Source organism: Streptomyces sp. NPDC050418, assembly GCF_044458745.1.
Lineage (GTDB): Bacteria > Actinomycetota > Actinomycetes > Streptomycetales > Streptomycetaceae > Streptomyces.
Genome location: NZ_JBITIG010000016.1, coordinates 120,973 through 140,060, shown reverse-complemented (window position 1 = coordinate 140,060; position 19,088 = coordinate 120,973). Strand labels below are relative to the sequence as shown.

The window sequence follows — 19,088 nt, the reverse complement described above, 5'->3', positions numbered from 1 at the left end:
AAGAACTCCTTGTACGGTGTACGAGACCACTTCCCGTACACCGTACAAGGAGCTGTGCGCATGACGGCGCCCACCGACCGACCGGCCACGGGAGCGAAAGCTCCCGGCGGCCACCCCCAACGCTGGCTGATCCTCGGCGTCATCTGTCTGGCGCAGCTCACGGTGCTGCTCGACAACACGGTGCTGAGCGTCGCCATCCCCTCCCTCACCACCGAGCTGGACGCCTCCACGGCCGACATCCAGTGGATGATCAACGCGTACAGCCTCGTCCAGTCCGGACTCCTGCTCACCGCCGGCAACATGGCCGACCGCTACGGCCGCAAGAAGCTGCTCGCCCTCGGTCTCGCGCTGTTCGGCATCGGCTCCCTGTGCGCCGGACTCGCCCAGTCCAGCGGCCAGTTGATCGCCGCCCGCGCGGGCATGGGCATCGGCGGCGCGCTCCTGATGACCACCACACTCGCCGTCGTGATGCAGATCTTCGACGAGAGCGAGCGCGTCAAGGCCATCGCCCTGTGGGCCACCGTCGGCTCGCTCGGCTTCGTCTGCGGACCGCTCGTCGGCGGCTTCATCCTGGAGCACTACTGGTGGGGCGCGATCTTCCTGATCAACATCCCCGTCGCCCTCATCGGCCTCGCCGCCGTGATCAAACTCGTACCCGAGTCCAAGAACCCGCAGGGCGACAAGCCCGACCTCATGGGCGCGCTGCTCTCCACCATCGGTATGTCCGCGGTGGTCTTCGCGATCATCTCCGGCCCCGAGCACGGCTGGACCTCCGCCCAGGTCGGCGTCTCGGCCCTCGTCGGTGTCGTCTTCCTCGGTGCGTTCGCGCTCTACGAGCTGCGCATCCCGTATCCGATGCTGGACATGCACTTCTTCCAGAACCCGAAGTTCATCGGCGCGGTCTCCGGTTCGCTGCTTGTCGTCTTCGGCATGGGCGGCTCGCTCTTCCTGCTGACCCAGCACCTCCAGTTCGTCCTCGGATACGAGCCGTTGGAGGCGGGTCTGCGGATGGCGCCGCTCGCGCTGACCGTCGTGGCGCTCAACGTCACCGGCATCGGGCCGAAGTTCCTGATGAAGCTCGGCGTACCGAGGACGGTCCTGCTCGGCATGACGGTCGTCGCCCTCGGCCTCGCGTCCATCGCGCTCCTCGGCGGCGGCACCGACGGCAGCTACTGGGGCATGCTGCTCGGCCTGTTCCTGTTCGGCGTCGGGCTCGCGGTCGCCCAGCCCGCCATGGCCAACGCGATCATGTCCGCCATCCCGGCCGAGAAGGCCGGCGTGGGCGCGGGCATCAACGGCACGCTCGCCGAGTTCGGCAACGGGCTCGGTGTCGCGGTCCTCGGCGCGGTGCTCAACGCGCGCTTCGCCGCGCTGGTCAGCGTCACCGCCGCCTCGCTGCCCGCCGCGCTCGCCGCCGCCAAGAGCGAGGCCGAGCGGGCCGAGATCGCCGACGCCTTCGCGACCGGGCTGCAGACCAGCCAGCTCGTCGGTGCGATCGCCGTGTTCATCGGCGGTCTGCTCGCGGCCGCGCTCCTGCGCCGGGCCGAGCAGGCGAGCGGTGCGCCCACCGTGCCCGCTCAGCCGGAGTCGGTGGACAGCGCGGACGGTGCGTCGCCCAAGGCGGGCTAAGTAGCATCGAGTACGGCGGACCGGATCGGGTGATTCCGGTCGGGTCCGCCGCACTCACCCTCGTAACACCTCACCACCCCTCGCAACACCTCACGACGAACAAGAAGGTGCGCCATGGTCAGGGCAGCCGAGCGGGCCAAGCACCCCGCCACGTCCAGCATCTGGCTGGACAGCGAGCGGGCCACACGGCAGCGCCGGGACGGCCAGCCGGACGGGCTCGACCGCGACAAGATCGTGGGGACCTCGATCCGGATGCTGGACGCGGACGGCCTCGCGAAGTTCTCCATGCGCAAGCTGGCCGCGGAGCTGAACGTCACCGCGATGTCCGTCTACTGGTACGTGGACACCAAGGACGACATCCTCGAACTCGCCCTGGACGCCGCCTTCGGCGAGATCGCCCTGCCCGACCCCGACCGGGCGATCGTCTGGCGCGAGGATCTGCGGGCCCTCGCCGAGTCGTACCGGGCGATGCTGGTGCGGCACTCATGGGTGGGCGCGATCCTGCACCAGTATCTGAACGTCGGGCCGAAGGCGCTGCTGGTCTCACGGGCCATCCAGGACATCGCGACCGCGACGACCCTGCCGCCCGCGGGCCAGGCGAGCGCGATCACCGCGGTCTTCCAGTTCGTGTACGGCTTCGGCACCACCATGGGCAACTTCCGTCGCAAGTGCGACGACTCCGGGCTCACCCAGGACGAGTACTACACGCAGGCGATGGCGGCTTTCAGCAACGAACCCGACATCGAGGAGATCGTGGAGCGCTCCAGGCCCATCATCGAGGCGCGCGGCGGCACGACCGTCGACGAGATGTGGGAGCGGGACTTCCGTTTCGGCCTCGATGTGCTGGTCGCGGGCATCGAGACAATGGCGTCCCGCGCCGAGGCGTGAGCCCGCCCCTCGCTCAGGGCTTGTCCGGCGGACAGGCCCTGAGCCTCAGCCTTCCGCGAGCCGCGCCGGAAACCCGCCCGTCGCCACCGGCCCCCACCGCTCGGGCGTGACCCGGATGATCGACTTGCCCTGCTTCACCATCGCCTCGCGGTACTCGTCCCAGTCGGGGTGCTCCCCGGCGATGTTCCGGAAGTACTCCACGAGCGGCTCCACCGACGCGGGGGAGTCGATCACCTCGGCGGTCCCGTCGATCTGCACCCACGGCCCGTCCCACTCGTCGCTGAGCACGAGCACGCTGACGCGCTCGTCCCGCTTGGCGTTACGTACCTTCGCGCGCTCGGGATACGTGGACATCACGATCCGCCCGGAATCATCGACTCCGCAGGTCAGCGGCGAGGACTGCGGACTGCCGTCCTGCCGCCGCGTGATCAGGATCGCCCGGTGCCGCGGTCGTACGAAGTCCAGCAACCGGTCGAGTCCGACACGGGTGTTGGTCGCGATACTTCTGGCCATGCGCCTCACCATACGGTCCCGGCTCGGCCCAGGCGCCGGCCTCGGCTCTCCGCGATACGGAGGCCGCGATACGGAGGCCGCGATACGGAGCCCGACACCGACTGACCGCATGACGAAGGGCCCGGCGAGCGTCCCCTGCTCGCCGAGCCCTCTCCTCAACGGGGCCGGTACGCTACGGACCCGGCCCCGATGCCCAACTACCCCTCCGCGTGCGACAGCTCGATGTCCTGGCCGTCGACTCCGCGGCCCGCGACCGTGAGGGCCATCGCCGTCACCGGGTAGCCCGTCGCCATCAGGGTGTACTCGCCGCCTTCCAGGCCGGAGAACGCGTACGTGCCGTCCTCGCCGGTTGTGACGGTCTCGACCACCTGACCCGTACCGTCCACGAGCGTCACCCGCGCGTCCTTGAGCGGACCGCCGCCGGCGAGCACGCGCCCGCCGACCCGGGCACCGGAGTGCAGCGCGATCTCGATCTGCGTGACGCCCTGGCCGGCCACCTCGACAGGGAGCGCGAGCGGACGGTGACCAGGCGCGTTGACCGCGACGGTCACGGCGCCCGGCACCAGCTCGCCGAAGGCGAACTCGCCCTGCTCATCGCTGAGTCCGGTGGCCAGCACATCCCCGCGCACATCGGTCACGACGACCATCGCACCCGCGACGGCTTCCCCGCCTTCCGCCGCGAGGACCACCCCGTTGAGGCCGCTCGTCCCGCTGAGCAGCAGGTCGTACGCGAGGGGTCCCTCACCCACCACGACCGTGGCGGCCTGTGGCTGGAAGCCGTCGGCGGAGGCGATCAGGACGTACGAGCCGGGGCCCGGAGCGTCGATGCTGTACGCGCCGTCGGCCTGGGCGATCGTCCGGCCGAGCTGACGCCCGCCGAGCGAGATCAGTGTGACGGCGGCGCGGGCCACGGGGGCCTGCTCGGCGGTGCGGACGATGCCGCGGACCGGGGTGCCGTCGGTGAGGACGGGAGCGGCGGGCTCGGCGACCGGCTCGTCGGACACGATGGGCGCCGTCGCCGTCGCCGTCTCGGTCTTTGCCGTCTGCTCGACCGCGGCAGTCGCCGTCGCGGCGGTCCGCAGCGGCACCTCCTTGATGAACAGCGTGATCAGGAAGGCGAGCAGCGCGGCCGGAGCGGCGTACAGGAAGACATCGGCGACACCGTGCCCGTACGCGACCTCCATGACGGTCCGGATCGGCGGGGGCAGTTCGTCGAGGTTGGGGATTCCGCCGCCGCCCGTGCCGCCGTGCCCGAGGGAGGCGGCCTTCGGGCCGAGCTCGGTCAGGCCGTCCTTGACGTAGTCCGTCACACGGGTGGCCATCACCGCGCCGAGCGCCGAGACGCCGATGGCGCCACCGAGCGAACGGAAGAAGGTGACCACGGACGAGGCGGCGCCGAGGTCGCTCGGGTCGACCTGGTTCTGGGTGCAGAGCACGAGGTTCTGCATCATCATGCCGATGCCGAGCCCCATCAGGGCCATGAAGATCGCGAGATGCCAGTACGGGGTGTCGTACCGCATCGTGCCGAGCAGACCGAGACCCGCGGTCACCAGCACACCGCCGCTGACCAGCCAGCCCTTCCAGCGGCCGGTCTTGGTGATGATCTGGCCCGAGACGGTCGAGGAGATGAACAGGCCGCCGATCATCGGGATCGTCATGACCCCGGACATCGTCGGGGACTTGTCCCGCGCGAGCTGGAAGTACTGGCTGAAGAACACCGTGCCGCTGAACATCGCCACACCCACGAACAGCGAGGCGAGCGAGGCGAGCGTGATGGTGCGGTTGCGGAAGAGGCGCAGCGGGATGATCGGCTCGCTGGCCCTGGTCTCGGTGAAGAGGAACAGCGCGACGAGGACGGCCGAACCGCCGACCATCGCCCCGGTCTGCCAGGACATCCAGTCGTACTTGTCACCGGCGAAGGTGACCCAGACGAGCAGCAGCGAGACGGCCGCCGAGATGAGGAAGGCGCCGGTCCAGTCGACCTTCACCTTGCGCTTGGTGACCGGCAGCTTCAGCGTCTTCTGCAGGACGACGAGGGCGATCATCGCGAAGGGGACGCCGACGTAGAAGCACCAGCGCCAGCCCCAGTGGTCGGTGATCACACCGCCGAGGAGCGGACCGCCGACCGTGGCGACGGCGAAGGTGGCACCCAGGTAGCCGCTGTAGCGGCCGCGTTCGCGCGGCGAGATCATCGCGGCCATCACGATCTGGGCCAGCGCGGACAGACCGCCGACGCCGATGCCCTGGATGACACGGCAGGCGATCAGCATCCCGGCGCTGGTCGAGAGCCCCGCGACGACCGAACCGGCCACATAGATGACGAGCGATATCTGGACGAGCAGCTTCTTGCTGAACAGGTCGGCGAGCTTGCCCCACAGCGGCGTCGTGGCCGTCATGGCGAGCAGCGAGGCGGTGACGACCCAGGTGTACGCGGACTGGCCGCCCCCCAGATCCGAAATGATCTCCGGCAGGGCGTTGGAGACGATCGTGGACGACAGGATCGCCACGAACATGCCGAGCAGCAGACCGGAGAGCGCCTCCATGATCTGGCGGTGCGTCATCGGCGCGGCGTCACCGGACGCCGGGCCTCCGTGCTTGGCATGGCTGCCCCGCACACCGGACGGTGTGGTCGTTGCCATGAAAGTCCTTCTCTTAGTGCTGTGGTACGTGGGAGGTCAGGGGTACGCCCCGGCAGGCGCCGAAGCTGTGGTGCAACTTGCCGAGCAGCGCGTTGAGCTGCCCGAGCTCCTCGACGGACCAGTCGCCGAGGCAGTGCGCGAGGGCCTGCGTATAGCGCTCGGCGAGCTCGTCGAGGCGCTGCTTGCCGACGGCTGTGAGCCGCAGGATGCGTGAGCGGCGGTCGCCGGGGTCGGGGTCGCGGTCGATCCAGCCGCGGTCGGCGACATGGGCGACATGGCGGCTGGTCACCGACATGTCGACGGCGAGCAGCTCGGAAAGCCTGCTCATCCGCATCGGGCCGTGCTTGTCGAGCAGGGTGAGCACGGCCGCGGATCCGGGAGGACAGTCGCCGGGCAGGACGCGGGCGAGATCCCGCTTCACCGCGCTGACGGCACTGAGCTGCCTCGCCAGCTCCGCGTACTGCTCCTGCTCGGCCACTGGGCACCCCCGCTACTGTTTTGTTGCTTAGGGCAACGATAGAAGCAGATGGTTGCTACAGGCAAACGAAAAAGGGTCGAAGGCCCTTAAATTCCTGGCAAAGGGACCGAGGGGGATCGGTAAAGGGGAGGCGGCAGGAGGCAGGTGCCGTTCATCCGACCCGGGACTTGGGCCCTCCCCCAGACTTCGCTAGGGTCCCCGCATGGCACACAACCCGCAGGCGCCCCAGGGCCCCGAGAGCCACGACCCCGCCGGCAGCACCCAGATGTTCCGCGCCTTCGTGGACGAGGGCGGCTCGCGCCGCGGCGCGCAGCCCGCCGCCGCCCCTGCCGGACCGCGTATCGGCCTGATCGCCGGGATCGTCGCGGCCGTCGTCGTCGTCGCCGCGGTGGCCTGGCTGGCACTGGGCTAAGCGCAGCCCCGCCGGGGGGCCGGGGACGGCCCTACTGCCACTTCACCGAGACGTCCCGCGTCTCGATGTGCATGCCGAGGGGTACGCGCCAGGACTCGACGCAGACCGTCCAGGTCTGCTCCTTCTTGGCGCCGGGCGCGATGGGCGCCGTCACCTTCTCCGTGGACTTGACCGTCGCCCAGTCCACACCGAGCCCGCCGATGATGTGCGTCCCGAAGGTCACCTCGGCCGAACGCACCGCGGTGCCACCGGTGTTGTGGAACTCCACGGTGACCTTCTCGCACCAGCGCTCGTCCGTGGCCTTGCGCACGGGCTCGCCCAGGACCTTCAGGAGGGCGGGCCCGGTGGGTGCGGTGCCCCCGGAGCCGGTCGAGCCCGAGCCGTCCGAGCCGCCCGAACTCCCCGTCGTACCACCGGAGTCGGCCGAACCGCCGCCGGACGCCGAGGAACCTCCCGTACCGCCGGACGAACCTCCTGTACCGCCGGAACCGCCGGACGAGCCGGTGCCCGGGCTCCCGTCGGGCGACTCCCCCTCCGAGCCGCCCGCTCCGGAGCCCGTACCGCCTGAAGCGCCGTCGCCGTCCCCGCCGGAACCACCCTTGCCGGAACCGGACTTGGACTTCCCGTCCTTGCCGTCGCCCTTGGCCCCGTCGTCGTCCAGCGGGACGAACTCCACGTCCTCGGTGGGGGCCACGGGCTTCACGGACTCGGTGTCCCCGCCCGCCGCGCCCACCGCGACGAACCCGTCATCGGGCGTGCCGCCGCCGCAGGCGGCGAGCAGGGTGCCGAGGCAGACCACGGCGGCGGAGGCCGCGACGGCCAGGCCGCGGCGACGCTGACGACGGAAGGGGCTCCTGGCACTCATCGCGCCAGTGTGTCTGACGGGGCGTCAATTAGGAACCCTGGGATTCCCGGAATTGGAAGCGGGGTCGATGGCTCAGTCGGCGATCAGCCCTTCGCGCAACTGCGCCAGCGTGCGCGTGAGCAGGCGCGAGACGTGCATCTGCGAGATGCCGACCTCTTCGCCGATCTGCGACTGCGTCATGTTCGCGAAGAAGCGGAGCATGATGATCCGGCGCTCGCGCGGCGGCAGCTTGGCGAGCAGCGGCTTGAGCGACTCGCGGTACTCGACGCCTTCGAGCGCCGTGTCCTCGTAGCCGAGCCGGTCCGCGAGCGAGCCCTCGCCGCCGTCGTCCTCCATGGCGGGCGAGTCGAGCGAGGATGCGGTGTACGCGTTGCCGACCGCGAGGCCGTCGACGACGTCCTCCTCCGACACGCCGAGCACCACGGCGAGTTCGGGCACGGTCGGGGAGCGGTCGAGCTTCTGGGCGAGCTCGTCGCTGGCCTTGGTCAGCGCGAGCCGCAGCTCCTGGAGACGGCGCGGCACGCGCACCGACCAGGACGTGTCGCGGAAGAAGCGCTTGATCTCGCCGACGACGGTCGGCATCGCGAACGTCGGGAACTCCACGCCGCGTTCGCAGTCGAAGCGGTCGATCGCCTTGATCAGGCCGATCGTGCCGACCTGGACGATGTCCTCCATCGGCTCGTTGCGGCTGCGGAAGCGGGCGGCCGCATAGCGCACCAGCGGCAGGTTCAACTCGATGAGGGTGTCGCGTACATACGCACGCTCCGGGCTGTCCTCGTCGAGCGTCGCAAGCCGCAGGAAGAGCGAGCGGGACAGGGTGCGGGTGTCGATGACTGCCGGGCGTGAATCTGCTGGGACTTCGGCGCGGTCCAGCACATCGGCTGCGTTCTCGCTGCGCGTGAGCACCTTCGAGCTGCCCTGGTCTGCGGACATGCCACCCCCTCTTGGGTCGCGGACGGTCGCGGCCGGCGCTCCCGTCTTCAAGGAACGCAGCCTCCACCTGAATACCGGTCGTGGGGCTGCGGCAAACGCGGTTCCCGCAGAATGTCACAAGTCATTAACGCGCTGTAGTGACTTGTCGACAAGAAGTGGCCAAATCTGCGCAGGTAAAGGGGGTTCTGCGGCTTTTGGTCCGTCCGATGCGTCCGAAAGAGGGTTACCCGATCCGGTTACGCCTCGATCCTGTTTGCGGATCGAAGCCGGGCGAAGCTGCGGGCGAGGAGCCTTGACACATGCATCTGCGAGACGCCCAGTTCGGCGCTGATCTGCGACTGCGTCAGATTGCTGTAGTAGCGGAGCAGCAGGATCCGCTGTTCGCGTTCGGGGAGTTGAACCAGCAGATGCCGTACGAGGTCGCGGTGCTCCACGCCGTCGAGCGCGGGGTCCTCGTAGCCGAGCCGGTCGAGCAGCCCCGGCAGTCCGTCGCCTTCCTGGGCCGCCTCCAGCGACGTGGCGTGGTACGAGCGCCCGGCCTCGATGCAGGCGAGCACCTCGTCCTCGGTGATCCGCAGCCGCTCGGCGATCTCGCCCGTGGTGGGCGACCGTCCGAAGGCCGTGGTGAGGTCCTCGGTCGCGCTCGTGACCTGCACCCAGAGCTCGTGCAGCCGGCGCGGTACGTGGACGGTGCGGACGTTGTCGCGGAAGTACCGCTTGATCTCGCCGACCACCGTGGGCATCGCGAACGTCGGGAACTGCACGCCGCGGTCCGGGTCGAACCGGTCGATGGCGTTGATGAGCCCGATCGTGCCGACCTGGACGACGTCCTCCATCGGCTCGTTGCGGCTGCGGAAGCGGGCGGCCGCGTACCGCACGAGCGGCAGGTTGGCCTCGATCAGTGCGGCGCGTACGCGGCCGTGCTCGGCGGTCCCGGGCGACAGCTGCTTGAGCTGGCCGAAGAGGACCTGGGTCAGGGCCCTGGTGTCCGCGGTGCGCTGCTTCGCGGGGGACAGCACCACCCGTTCCTCGGCGTCCGCGGCGCCGGCCGTGGGGTCCTGCGGGGGCACCTGGGGAGCAGTACTGGCCGGCACGGTCAACGCCACCCCTTATCGATGCAGCCGATCAACATTTCGCAAAAGCGGTCATAGCATCACAAGACATGTGCACTGTGTGCAAGCACCGTATAACGCCGTGTTGATGGCAAGTTGGGGCGTAAACCTGAGAAAGCCCCCCACGTTCGAGTGGAGGGCGGACTGCTTGAGCTGACTTCCCGGGCGTCTAGTTGACGAGCTCCGTCATGAAGTCGCCGACGCCCTGAGCAGCGTCGGAAATGCCTTCGAAGCCCACCTGGACGAGGTCGGCGGCGCGGTCGGGCGACGTGATGATCGTGTACAGCACGAAGACGACCACCATGTAGAGAGCGACCTTTTTCGCTTGCACCACGTTCGGCCTCCCCTGCCTGTGTCCCCGCGTGCAGTCGGGTGAGTCTAACCACGGCCGTGGGGGTCCGTACGTTTGGGCGGGGGAAGCGGCATCGGGGGGACAAGCCGCTTCCCCCGGCGAGGACCCGGGCTCATCAGCCCACGCCGCAGTCAGGGGGGAAGCTTGCGGCGTGGACCCCGCAGTGGAGCCGGGTCCCGTCGCCCTGCGGATTCCTGCCAGATCCGCCGGGCTCACCACCAATCCTGCGCCCGCACGACGATCCCGGGGGACGGCAAAGGGCCTGGGTTGGCGGGCCTTAGGTCCTTAAAGGGGAGGTCAAGGGGGATGCGTCAGCCGCGGGCCCCGGCGAGTTCGGCGGCCCGGGTCTCGGCGGGGGCCTGTGCGACGCCGGCCTGCTGCTCCGCCCGGGCCGTGGCCTTGCGAGCCAGGACGTTGTTGGTGACCAGGGACGCCACCACGATCAGGGCGCCGACGATCTCCACGGGGCGTGGCGCGTAGCCGCCCGTGATGGCGATGGTGAAGGTGGTGATCGGGACGAGGTTCATGAACAGGGCGCCGTTGAGCGGGCCGAGCAGTCCGATGCCCTTGTTCCAGCTGAACACCGCGATCACTCCGGCCGGCACGATCAGATACAGCAGGTGCGGCCAGCCGTCCGCCACGGCACCCGCCGCGGGCGTCTCGACGTACCCCGTCAGGACCGCCACCACGGTCGCGGCAGTGATCGAGAGGCACCCGAGGGTCGTGGTCAGGGCGGTGTAGCGCAGCGGGGACCAGCCGGCGAAGGTGGCCGCGCCACGGGTGTAGACGATCCAGCAGGTGGCGCCGGCCAGGGCGATCAGCTCACCGAGGGCCTGGCCGCCGGACAGCAGCTCGCTGTAGTCGCCCTTGGTGATCACCAGGGAGACGCCGACGAGCGCGGTGAGCACGGTGATCGTGGTGTAGAACGGCGGAGCCTTGCGGGTCTGCAGTGCGCCGATGATGATCGAGATCGACGGCATCATCGCCATGATCAACGACACGTTGGTGGGCGTGGTGAAGTCCATCGCCGTGAAGGCGAGCAGGCCGAAGCCGGCGAAGCCCGAGGCGCCGAGGCAGAAGGCCCGGGTCCCCTTGCCCTCCAGGCGGAACGCCGGGCGGCCCTCGATCGCGAGGAGCAGCAGGAGCAGGATCACAGAGGCCGATACGTAGCGGATCAGCGTCATGTGGAAGACGTCGACCGTCGGCATCAGGTCGTTGGCGATGGGGAACATGCCGCCCCAGATCACCGGGGCGAGGAAGGCGAAGCCGGCACCGGTCAGCAGGCGGCTCTTGGCGGACATGGGATGGTTCTCCTTGTGACGTACAACAGGTGACGGGCGGCGGGGGCGGCGGAGGTCAGACGGCGAGCAACTCCCGCATCTGCTCCCGGGCCACCAGGCGGACCTGCGGAAGCACCATGTCGAGCAGCTGTGCCGTGCGCACCTTGCCCGTCGGGCTGAACGGGATGGCGTCCACGGCGACGACGTAGTTCGGCAGGCAGGGCACCCGGCGGTCGCAGGCGGCCTGCACCGCGCGCCGGCCGCTCTCCAGGCGCTCGGGGGACACCGCGGCGAAGGGCACGATCAGGGCGTCGCCGATCTCCGGCACCTCCACCCGGAGCACCGAGGTCTCACGCACGCACGGCAGGTCCATGAGGTCGGACTCGAGGCCGAAGACGTTGACGTCCAGAGGGCTGGTCTCGTCCATCTTGGCCACGCCGTCGCTGCGGCCGGTCAGCTCCAGCCTGCCCTGCTCGTCCATGACGCCGCTGTCGCCGGTGAGCAGGAACCTCTGCTCGCCCTGGCCGTCGCCGAGGTCCAGGTGGAGAAAGGTGGGCGTGGCGTTGGCGTACGCATCCATCAGCTGGTAGCTGGCGATGGCGACGCGGCCTCGGGTACCCACCGGAAGCGGGCGGCCCTCGGCGTCCACGATCACGATGGTGTTGCCCGCCATCGGGTGCCCGGAACGGCACGGTGCGACGAGCAGCTCCTCGGGCGTGATGAGGGTGTTCAGACCGGACTCGGTGGTGCCGTAGTACAGGTGCAGGACGGGGCCGAGCCGGTCCCAGGCGTTGTTGATGACCCAGCGGTTGAGGTGGCGGCCGCCGGAGAGCACGAAGCGCAGCTTGCCGGTGCGGTGGAGGTTCTCGGAGCCCGGGTGCGAGACCAGCCGGGTGAGCACCGGCGGGACCATGAGGGTGGTGGTGACGCCCTCGGCCTCGATGATGCGGGAGAGCTCCGCCGGGTCCTCGTACCGGCCGAGGACGATCGAGCCGCCCAGGGCCAGGAAGACGCGTGCCCAGCCCGGACCCGAGGCGTGGTACAGCGGCACGGTCACGAGGTGCGTGTCGTCGGGGCCGAAAGAGAATTGATCCACCAGGTCGGCCAGGCGCCGGGCCTCGAACGACGTCTTGCGGATGACCATCTTGGGGATGCCGCTGGTGCCCGAGGTGAAGGAGAACGCCTCGAACGGCTGCACCACCGGCTCGACAGGGCCGGGCTCGTGGGCGAGCAGCTCGGCAAAGGGCTTGAGGCGGGCGGGCCGTTGCGCCGCCGAATCGTCCAGGTCGATGTGCAGCACGGTGCGGGCACCCGGCCAGTCGGCCTCTTCGAGCAGGCCGCGGTGATGGCCGGTGCTGAGGATCACCGACGGCTGCAGCTGGGCGAGTGCCCCCGCGGTGGCGCCGGGCCCGGCGGTGTAGTCGAGGCCGATGCACGGGACGCCGAGTGTGGCGCAGGCGGCCATGGCGACGATCAACTCCCAGGAGTTGTCGGCGAGGAACACTGCCCGTGCGGGCCTGGTATCAGGGAGCTCGGCGGCCAGGCCGCGGGCGGCCCGCGCCACCTTGTCCTCGAGGTCGGCCCACGTCAGCCGCGTCGTACCGGCCACGATGGCGACGTGGTCGGGGCGTTCGGCGGCGTGCTTGCGGATGTCGGTCAGCTTGATCACGGGATTGCTACTCCGTTCCCTTTGCGGCGGTGGCCAGTTGGCTGCCCTCGGACCGGGACCGGTCCGGTTCGCGCGGTGCGGTGGACCGCGGTTCGTGCAGGGTGTAGATCTCGCAGCCGCTGGTACGCAGCGCGTCCAGTTGGCCGCGGGTGCGGTCGCACAGCTGCTCTCCGGGCACGGCGATCGGGATGCCCGGCGGGTAGGCGATGATGAAGTGGTCGGAGGCGCCCTCGGCGAGCGCGGCCGACGTGGAGCGGTAGGTGCGCTGGAGGGTGCGCAGCGCGTCGAGCAGTCGCAGCAGCGTGCCTTCGTCGACGCCGATGTGGATGTGGAAGACCACGGCGTCGCCGCTCTCGCGGGCCACGTACAGGCCGTACTCGTCGAAGAGGACACGCCGGAAGTCGGCGGCGGTGATGCCGAGTTCGCCGATGTCGACGAGGACCCGGGTGGGGTCGTCGGTCACCAGGAGGTCGGGGTCGGTCAGGTGGCCCTCGGAGCCGAGCGTGCGGTACGCCGAGAGGCGGGTGTCGGTCTCGATCTCGCTGCGCAGGGTGCGGGCCAGGCGCAGCGACCTCTCGAGGAGTGCCTCGCCCTCGGTCTCGCCCTGCAGCCGGGCCAGGTCCAAGCTGGCCAGGACCGGCCAGCTCGGTGAGGTGGTGTGGTGCCGGAACAGCGCCTGGGTGGCGCGCTCCGGCAGCTCGCTGTCCCCGGCCAGGTGGAGGTAGGAGCCCTGGCGCAGCGCGGACATCGACTTGTGGGCCGAGTGCGTCACCGCGACCCGCGCCGGCACCGGCTTGCCCGCGGTCCGCAGTGTCTCCAGCGTGTGCAGGGTGGACAGTTCACGCAGCCGCGGGTGGAAGCGGTGGCCCGCACCCCATGCCTCGTCCACCAGGACCGAGACCTCCGGGTGCAGCACCGCCAGCCGGGGCAGCAGCCGCGGCAGGTCGTAGCGGACTCCGTCGTACGACACCGCGGAGAGCACCACGGTGTCGTAGGGACGGCCCTCGGCCACGGCCTCGCGGAACATGTCCGTCAGCTTCTGCAGATCCGCGAACGCGCGGGGGCAGTCGGAGCAGCAGCGGCGCATCGGGGCGTAGTCGACCCGGGCGCCCATGTCGCCGAGCGCGAAGTGCACCGACTGGTGGCAGCTGCGGTCGGTCAGGACCCGGCTGCCGGGGGCGACCAGCGCGCCGAGCGCGACCCGGTTGGCGGTCGTGGTGCCGGCCGACAGGAACAGCGTCGCGTCCGCGCCGAAACTCTGCGCGGCAAGACGCTGGGCCTCGCGGAGCGGCCCCCGCGGCCGGAAGAACGAGTCGAGCATGGTGCCGCTGTAGGAGACGTCGGCGGCGAGCTGCGCGGTCCCGAACAGCGACTCATAGACCTCGCGGAAGGGTGAGGTGCGCAGTGAGCCGCCGTGCGAGAGCGGCAGAGCATGGAACGAGGCGATGTCCCGGCGGGCCACCGCCAATACCGCGTCGGCCAGCGGTGCCGTGCCGAGGCGCGGGCCGCTGCTGGGTTGGGGCATGGCGAGCACTCCAGTGGATGGCATATACGTCTGCGAATCACGGAACGCCGCGGATGGCGGACGTCCGGTGTGCGCTCACTGTGCGGACGGGGCGGCGGCATCGACAAGGAGCGGCCGCGCTCCTTGTCAGGTGCCCTCAACTGCGTCAGGTCGGCCCGGACTCCGTCACCTCGCCCGGAGGGCCGACCGGGCACCGACCGCGTACGGCCCGGCCCGGGGGTGTGGTGGCCTCACCACACCCGAAGCACCCTGCGCGGTCACTGAGCACGCCGCTCTCAGGGCCTGATGGTGACCCGGCCACCACCGGCCGCGGGCAATCGGGGTCCCGGCGCACCTCCTCCACACACCCCCGCTCGCCGGAGGGTGGAGGCAACGCAGGTCAGTACGACCGCAGGGAGGGGTCCCATGAACGCAACCGTCCACTCACACCGCGCCGCCCCGGCCACCTGGTCGCAGCGTCCGGAGAGGCCGCGACGGCCACACCCGGTGGACATCGTGGCCGAGGGGGGCCCGGACACGGCACCGGACACCGTGGCGGAGCTGGCAGCCGCGCTGTTCCCGGAGGTCCTGCGCCGAAGCGACCAACGCACCCGTGCCGAGCAGTACGTGCGCGGGCTGCTCGCCGCCGAGGGCCGCAAGTCGATACGCAACATCGCCCGTTCAGTTGCCGGCTCCACGGCCGAACAGCGGCTGCATCACTTCATCAGCGACTCCACCTGGCCGTGGCTGCCGCTGCGGGAGGCCTTGGCCCGCCGCCTCGACATGTCGCTCGCGCCGCAGGCCTGGGTGCTGCAGTCGCTGCCCATCGCCAAGGCGGGCGACCACTCGGTGGGCGTGTCCCGCCGTTTTGTTCCCCAGCTCGGCCAGGTGGCCAGCGGCCAGCACGCCTTCGGCGTGTGGCTGGCCTCCGAGGGGTTCAGCGCCCCGGTCAACTGGCGACTGCATCTGCCGGACAACTGGGTGCACAACCGTGAAAAGCGGCGCCGTGCGGACATTCCCGACAGCGTCGGCGTGGAGAGCCTGGAGCAGTGCGCGGCCGCCTCGGTCCTGGAGACCATGCTCAGGTGGCGCATCCCGCGCCGTCCGGTGGTGCTCGGACCGTGCGCGGGGGCTGACATCAGGTGGGCGGTACAGCGGTTCGCCTCCCGGGGCGTGCCCTTCCTGCTGCGGGTGGGCGGCAACGCCGGCCTCGCGGTCGCCGACCCGCGACTGCCGGGCTACGGTGCCGGGCGGCTGTGCGCCAAGGAGATCATCGAGTCGATCAAGGCGCTGCGCAGGCCCGCCGCCTGGGTGGACCACGATGCGGGCGGCGCCCCGCGCACCTCGCTCGTGGTCGGTGCCCCGGTGGCCCTGCCCGGTCCGGGCGACAGCAAGCCCCCCACGGGCCAGGCGCCGGGCCTGCTGCTGCTCGGTGAATGGCATGATCCGCACGGCCCGCTCAGCGACTTGTGGCTGATCGGCATGGAGAGCACTCCGCTGCCCGCGCTGCTGCGCCTGACGAAGCTGACCCGCCGGGTGGCCCGGGACTTCACAGAGGTCGGCGAGGACGTCGGCCTGCAGGACTTCGAGGGCCGTTCCTTCAGCGGCTGGCACCGGCACATCACCTTGGCGTCGGTCGCCCATGCGGCCCGGATGCTGGAACACCCCGGCCACAGCGGCGACTTCACCGCCGGCCCGCCGTCCGGCCCGCAGTCCGGCCCGGGGCCTCTCGGGTACGACACCGGTGTCCGGCGGCGCGCGTCGGCCGGCTACTCCATGGGGGCGCTCGCGTGAGCCCGCGGCCCCGGCACCCGGCCGCCGCGCAGCTGCTGCCGGGTGCGCTGCAGCCGGAGCGCCAGCTGGACCTCGAGGGCCTGTGCGGGCTCCTGCCAGCTCTCGCCGAGCAGTTCGGTGATGCGCTCCAGGCGCCGCGAGACCGTGTTGGGGTGCACGAACAGGGCCTCCGCGGCCCGGGTCGGGCTGCCGCCGGAACTGAAGTACGCGTCCAGGGTGCGCACCAGCTCCGTCGACTGCTGGCTGTCGTAGTCGAGTACCGGGCCGATGGTCGAGACGATGAAGCCGTCGATGTCCTGGGTGTCGGAGAGGAGCAGTCCGAGGAAGCCCAGTTCACGGGCGGATGCGACACCGCCCGAACCGTCCAGGGCGGTGAGCGTGTCCAGACACCGCTGCGCCTGCTGGTAGGTCTGGCCGATGTCCAGGGGCGAGGTGACCGGGCCCGCGGTGCCCACCGTCACGGCATGCCCGAGCACCCCGGACAGCTCCTGGGACACGGCCCGTGCGGCGGCCTCCGGATCGGAGCCGGGCAGCAGCAGCACGATCCGGCCGCCCTCGGCGCACTTGAGGCCCGAGTGGCGGTGCGCGTACGAGGAGGACCACACCAACGCCCGGCCGTGCTGCCCGCCCTCGGGGCGGGCCACCACGATGACGTGCGGCTCGGTCACGTCGACCGAGAGCCGGCGGGCCCGTTCGAGGAGCTGCCTGGGCGGTGTCCCGGTGGCGTTGAGCAGGTCGTTGAAGAGTTCGTCGCGGATCTGCCCCTCGGCGATCGCAGTGCTGCGCTGGACGAGCAGCAGCGCACCCACGGCCTGCGCGGCCAGTTGGAGCAGCTGCGTCTGCCACTCCGTGGGCATGCGGTCCAGGTGCAGTACCAGGGCGCCCAGCGGCTCGGCGCCCGCCGTCACCGAGGACACCCACAGGCCGCCCGCGCACGGCACCGGGGCACCGCCCGTATGGGCCTCGCAGATGGCGGCCGCCACCGCTACGGCGTCCTGGTCGGGGACCTGGCCATGGGCGGCGAGCACACTGCCGTCCACGTCGCGCACCAGGAGCGCACCCGTCAGCTCCGTCGCCGCCTGGGCGAGCAGGCTGTTCAGATCGCAGCCCGCGAGCACGGACTCGATCAACTCCCGGTGCACGGTGTGCAGTCGGCGGGTGACGGTGGACCTGTCGAGGGCGCGGGCCGTGCGCCCCTCCAGCTCGGTGACCTCGCCCTTGGCCTGCTCGAGCAGCCGGGTGCGCTCGATGGCGACCGCCGCGAGGTCGGCGAGCGACGTCATCAGGGCCACGTCCTCCGGCGTGAAGTGCCGGACGTTGCGGTCGGCCACGTACAGCGAGCCGAAGACCTCGGTGTCGTACTGCAGCGGCACGGCCATGATGCCCTGCAGGCCCTCGCGGCTCACCACGTCGTCGATCACATCGGAGTGCTCGAAGCTGTCGTCGTCGAGATAGCTGGCGGACCAGAACGGCGCGGTCGCCATCCGGGCCATCCGTCCGACGCCGCCCCCCAGCGGCACCTTGAAGCCGACGGTGATCGCCGACACGTGCCCGTCGGCGGCACGTACGACCGAGCAGTTCTCCTCGGGCACGAGGAAGCTCACCCAGGACATGTCGAGGCCGAGCAGCAGACGGGCCCGGCGGGTGATCACCTTCAGCAGTGCGTCAAGACCGTACGGGGACGTCAGGTCGCGCGCGGTGTCGACCAGCGCGGACAGCGCGGCCTCACGCTGCTGGCGGCGGGCGAACAGGTGCCGGATGCCCAGTGCGTACTCCTTGGCCTGGATCAGCCGGTTCAGCTCTTCGCCGTCGATGCCCCCCCGCTGGGCCGTACGCAGCACGTCTTCCAGGCGCTCGGCCGACGCCTCGCGCGCCAGCAGTTGCAGCATGGTGAATACATGTTCCGCCGAGGTATGTCGTTCCCGCCCCACCTCTGTGTCCCCCACTCTTCCGCCCCCCTCCGGCGCAACACCGGTACGTCGTCCATGAGCCGATCTTGGATTTCGTGAATGGAAACCTAATTCCACTCGCACCTGTGGTCAAAGGGTGTCCAGTGAATGGCCTGGTCAGAGGCGTTTTGGGGGCTACGGATGGTGGCCTGGGCACCATCCGGAGGCGCGATGGTGTGTCCGGGGCACCTTCCGCGGCTGTGACGGCGAAGCGACTCTGAGTGCACAGGCGCCGCGGAGTGCGGGCGGCCGGTGGAGGCGATCACTAAGCGAGGCGCAGATGTACACGGGGTCAGCGGTCCAGAGTTACGAGCGTTCCCTGGAGCGCAGCAGGCTGTCTCTGACCAGGCCGGACCGGCCACACACCTTCACCATGTGCGGCCTCGAATGGGACCTGCTCGACGAGGTGTTCGCTCCCGTCTACTCGCCCTCGACCGGGATCGGCCTGGATTTCCTCGGCCTCGCCGACGTCGACGCGGACACGGATGCGGCCGGGGATCGCGGTTCCTTCCTCGAAGTCGGCTCCGGCTGTGGCGTCATCGCCGTCCAGGCCGCCCTGGCCGGGTACAGCCGCGTCGTGGCCCTCGACATCAGCATGCGCGCGGTGGAGAACACGGCCGTCAACGCCGAGCGCCACGGCGTGGCCGACCGGCTCCGCTCCATCCCCAGCGACCTGTTCTCCGGCCTGGCCGGGAACGAGCGGTTCGATGTGATCTTCTGGAGCTCCAACTACGTACGGGCCCCGGAGAACTACGAGTACACCTCGGTGCACGAGCGCGCCTACGTGGACGCCGGCTACCTCACCCACCGGCGCTTCCTCGACCAGGCCCCGCTGTGGACCACCGCCGGCGGCCGTGCGCTGCTGCACTTCAGCAGCCGTGGCGACGTTTCCGGTCTCTACCAGATCGCCGATGAATGCGGGCGCGAGCTGCGCACCGTGGGGTCCTTCCGGGTGCGCGAAGGCGAGTACGGAGACGACATGGTCGAGCATCTTCTGCTCGAAGTCGTGCCCGACACCGCGTGACGGTGCGAAGGGAGGAAGGCCAGGGAACAAACAGGGAAAGACCAGGG

At 70.3% G+C, this 19,088-nt stretch carries 16 protein-coding genes; 5 read left to right on the top strand and 11 right to left on the bottom strand.

The window, feature by feature from the left end; genetic code table 11:
* Nucleotides 1-60 precede the first annotated feature (60 nt).
* Both ACIBI4_RS32110 and ACIBI4_RS32105 read left to right on the top strand, forming a co-directional pair.
* Nucleotides 61-1,629, top strand: coding sequence for an MFS transporter (locus tag ACIBI4_RS32110; protein ID WP_399207704.1), 1,569 nt, complete (start codon nucleotides 61-63; stop codon nucleotides 1,627-1,629).
* Between the two features lie 114 nt (nucleotides 1,630-1,743).
* On the top strand, nucleotides 1,744-2,517 hold the full coding sequence (locus tag ACIBI4_RS32105; RefSeq protein ID WP_399207703.1) for a TetR/AcrR family transcriptional regulator: 774 nt from the start codon (nucleotides 1,744-1,746) through the stop codon (nucleotides 2,515-2,517).
* 45 nt (nucleotides 2,518-2,562) lie between these two features.
* On the opposite strand, the gene ACIBI4_RS32100 is transcribed toward ACIBI4_RS32105, so the two are convergent.
* The 3 genes from ACIBI4_RS32100 to ACIBI4_RS32090 form a co-directional block, all read right to left on the bottom strand.
* Nucleotides 2,563-3,030, bottom strand: coding sequence for a PPOX class F420-dependent oxidoreductase (locus ACIBI4_RS32100; protein WP_399207702.1), 468 nt, complete (start codon nucleotides 3,028-3,030; stop codon nucleotides 2,563-2,565).
* A 197-nt stretch (nucleotides 3,031-3,227) separates the two neighbouring features.
* Nucleotides 3,228-5,669, bottom strand: coding sequence for an MFS transporter (locus ACIBI4_RS32095; protein ID WP_399207701.1), 2,442 nt, complete (start codon nucleotides 5,667-5,669; stop codon nucleotides 3,228-3,230).
* Nucleotides 5,670-5,682: 13 nt separating this feature from the next.
* Complete coding sequence (locus tag ACIBI4_RS32090; protein ID WP_399207699.1) at nucleotides 5,683-6,147, bottom strand: MarR family winged helix-turn-helix transcriptional regulator; 465 nt, start codon at nucleotides 6,145-6,147, stop codon at nucleotides 5,683-5,685.
* A 202-nt stretch (nucleotides 6,148-6,349) separates the two neighbouring features.
* On the opposite strand from ACIBI4_RS32090, the gene ACIBI4_RS32085 reads away from it, so the two are divergent.
* Nucleotides 6,350-6,559: a hypothetical protein gene (locus tag ACIBI4_RS32085; RefSeq protein WP_399207698.1), complete on the top strand. Its 210-nt coding sequence runs from the start codon at nucleotides 6,350-6,352 to the stop codon at nucleotides 6,557-6,559.
* A gap of 31 nt (nucleotides 6,560-6,590) precedes the next feature.
* Here ACIBI4_RS32085 and ACIBI4_RS32080 read toward each other — a convergent pair whose 3' ends face one another.
* From ACIBI4_RS32080 to ACIBI4_RS32050, 7 genes are all read right to left on the bottom strand, one after another.
* Nucleotides 6,591-7,424 (bottom strand): hypothetical protein, encoded by an 834-nt coding sequence (locus tag ACIBI4_RS32080; RefSeq protein WP_399207697.1) that lies wholly within the window; start codon nucleotides 7,422-7,424, stop codon nucleotides 6,591-6,593.
* A gap of 72 nt (nucleotides 7,425-7,496) precedes the next feature.
* Nucleotides 7,497-8,357, bottom strand: coding sequence for an RNA polymerase sigma factor SigF (locus ACIBI4_RS32075; RefSeq protein WP_399207696.1), 861 nt, complete (start codon nucleotides 8,355-8,357; stop codon nucleotides 7,497-7,499).
* Between the two features lie 236 nt (nucleotides 8,358-8,593).
* Nucleotides 8,594-9,451: an RNA polymerase sigma factor SigF gene (locus tag ACIBI4_RS32070; RefSeq protein ID WP_399207780.1), complete on the bottom strand. Its 858-nt coding sequence runs from the start codon at nucleotides 9,449-9,451 to the stop codon at nucleotides 8,594-8,596.
* 187 nt (nucleotides 9,452-9,638) lie between these two features.
* Complete coding sequence (locus ACIBI4_RS32065) at nucleotides 9,639-9,803, bottom strand: hypothetical protein (protein ID WP_399207695.1); 165 nt, start codon at nucleotides 9,801-9,803, stop codon at nucleotides 9,639-9,641.
* Nucleotides 9,804-10,132: 329 nt separating this feature from the next.
* Nucleotides 10,133-11,122, bottom strand: coding sequence for a DMT family transporter (locus ACIBI4_RS32060; protein WP_399207694.1), 990 nt, complete (start codon nucleotides 11,120-11,122; stop codon nucleotides 10,133-10,135).
* Between the two features lie 55 nt (nucleotides 11,123-11,177).
* Nucleotides 11,178-12,770: a class I adenylate-forming enzyme family protein gene (locus ACIBI4_RS32055; protein ID WP_399207693.1), complete on the bottom strand. Its 1,593-nt coding sequence runs from the start codon at nucleotides 12,768-12,770 to the stop codon at nucleotides 11,178-11,180.
* A gap of 7 nt (nucleotides 12,771-12,777) precedes the next feature.
* A complete protein-coding gene (locus ACIBI4_RS32050; RefSeq protein ID WP_399207692.1) occupies nucleotides 12,778-14,295 on the bottom strand; it encodes an aminotransferase class I/II-fold pyridoxal phosphate-dependent enzyme in 1,518 nt (505 codons plus the stop codon).
* Between the two features lie 405 nt (nucleotides 14,296-14,700).
* Here ACIBI4_RS32050 and ACIBI4_RS32045 point away from each other — a divergent pair, with 405 nt between their 5' ends.
* A complete protein-coding gene (locus tag ACIBI4_RS32045) occupies nucleotides 14,701-16,068 on the top strand; it encodes an IS701 family transposase (protein WP_399207691.1) in 1,368 nt (455 codons plus the stop codon).
* Here ACIBI4_RS32045 and ACIBI4_RS32040 read toward each other — a convergent pair.
* On the bottom strand, nucleotides 16,044-17,957 hold the full coding sequence (locus ACIBI4_RS32040; RefSeq protein ID WP_399207690.1) for a helix-turn-helix domain-containing protein: 1,914 nt from the start codon (nucleotides 17,955-17,957) through the stop codon (nucleotides 16,044-16,046). The genes ACIBI4_RS32045 and ACIBI4_RS32040 overlap by 25 nt on opposite strands.
* A gap of 433 nt (nucleotides 17,958-18,390) precedes the next feature.
* Between ACIBI4_RS32040 and ACIBI4_RS32035 the strand changes: the two genes are divergently transcribed.
* Entirely contained in the window at nucleotides 18,391-19,041 is a 651-nt protein-coding gene (locus tag ACIBI4_RS32035) for a 50S ribosomal protein L11 methyltransferase (protein WP_399207689.1), read from the top strand.
* Nucleotides 19,042-19,088: the final 47 nt, after the last annotated feature.

What these genes read in the sequence shown, in the direction of transcription:
- ACIBI4_RS32085 (WP_399207698.1), top strand. Translation starts at nt 6,350, where the DNA reads ATGGCACACAACCCGCAGGCGCCCCAGGGCCCCGAGAGCCACGACCCC.
- ACIBI4_RS32075 (WP_399207696.1), bottom strand. Translation starts at nt 8,357, where the DNA reads ATGTCCGCAGACCAGGGCAGCTCGAAGGTGCTCACGCGCAGCGAGAAC.
- ACIBI4_RS32105 (WP_399207703.1), top strand. Translation starts at nt 1,744, where the DNA reads ATGGTCAGGGCAGCCGAGCGGGCCAAGCACCCCGCCACGTCCAGCATC.
- ACIBI4_RS32060 (WP_399207694.1), bottom strand. Translation starts at nt 11,122, where the DNA reads ATGTCCGCCAAGAGCCGCCTGCTGACCGGTGCCGGCTTCGCCTTCCTC.
- ACIBI4_RS32050 (WP_399207692.1), bottom strand. Translation starts at nt 14,295, where the DNA reads ATGCCCCAACCCAGCAGCGGCCCGCGCCTCGGCACGGCACCGCTGGCC.
- ACIBI4_RS32110 (WP_399207704.1), top strand. Translation starts at nt 61, where the DNA reads ATGACGGCGCCCACCGACCGACCGGCCACGGGAGCGAAAGCTCCCGGC.
- ACIBI4_RS32045 (WP_399207691.1), top strand. Translation starts at nt 14,701, where the DNA reads ATGAACGCAACCGTCCACTCACACCGCGCCGCCCCGGCCACCTGGTCG.
- ACIBI4_RS32035 (WP_399207689.1), top strand. Translation starts at nt 18,391, where the DNA reads ATGTGCGGCCTCGAATGGGACCTGCTCGACGAGGTGTTCGCTCCCGTC.
- ACIBI4_RS32080 (WP_399207697.1), bottom strand. Translation starts at nt 7,424, where the DNA reads ATGAGTGCCAGGAGCCCCTTCCGTCGTCAGCGTCGCCGCGGCCTGGCC.
- ACIBI4_RS32100 (WP_399207702.1), bottom strand. Translation starts at nt 3,030, where the DNA reads ATGGCCAGAAGTATCGCGACCAACACCCGTGTCGGACTCGACCGGTTG.
- ACIBI4_RS32095 (WP_399207701.1), bottom strand. Translation starts at nt 5,669, where the DNA reads ATGGCAACGACCACACCGTCCGGTGTGCGGGGCAGCCATGCCAAGCAC.
- ACIBI4_RS32040 (WP_399207690.1), bottom strand. Translation starts at nt 17,957, where the DNA reads ATGCTGCAACTGCTGGCGCGCGAGGCGTCGGCCGAGCGCCTGGAAGAC.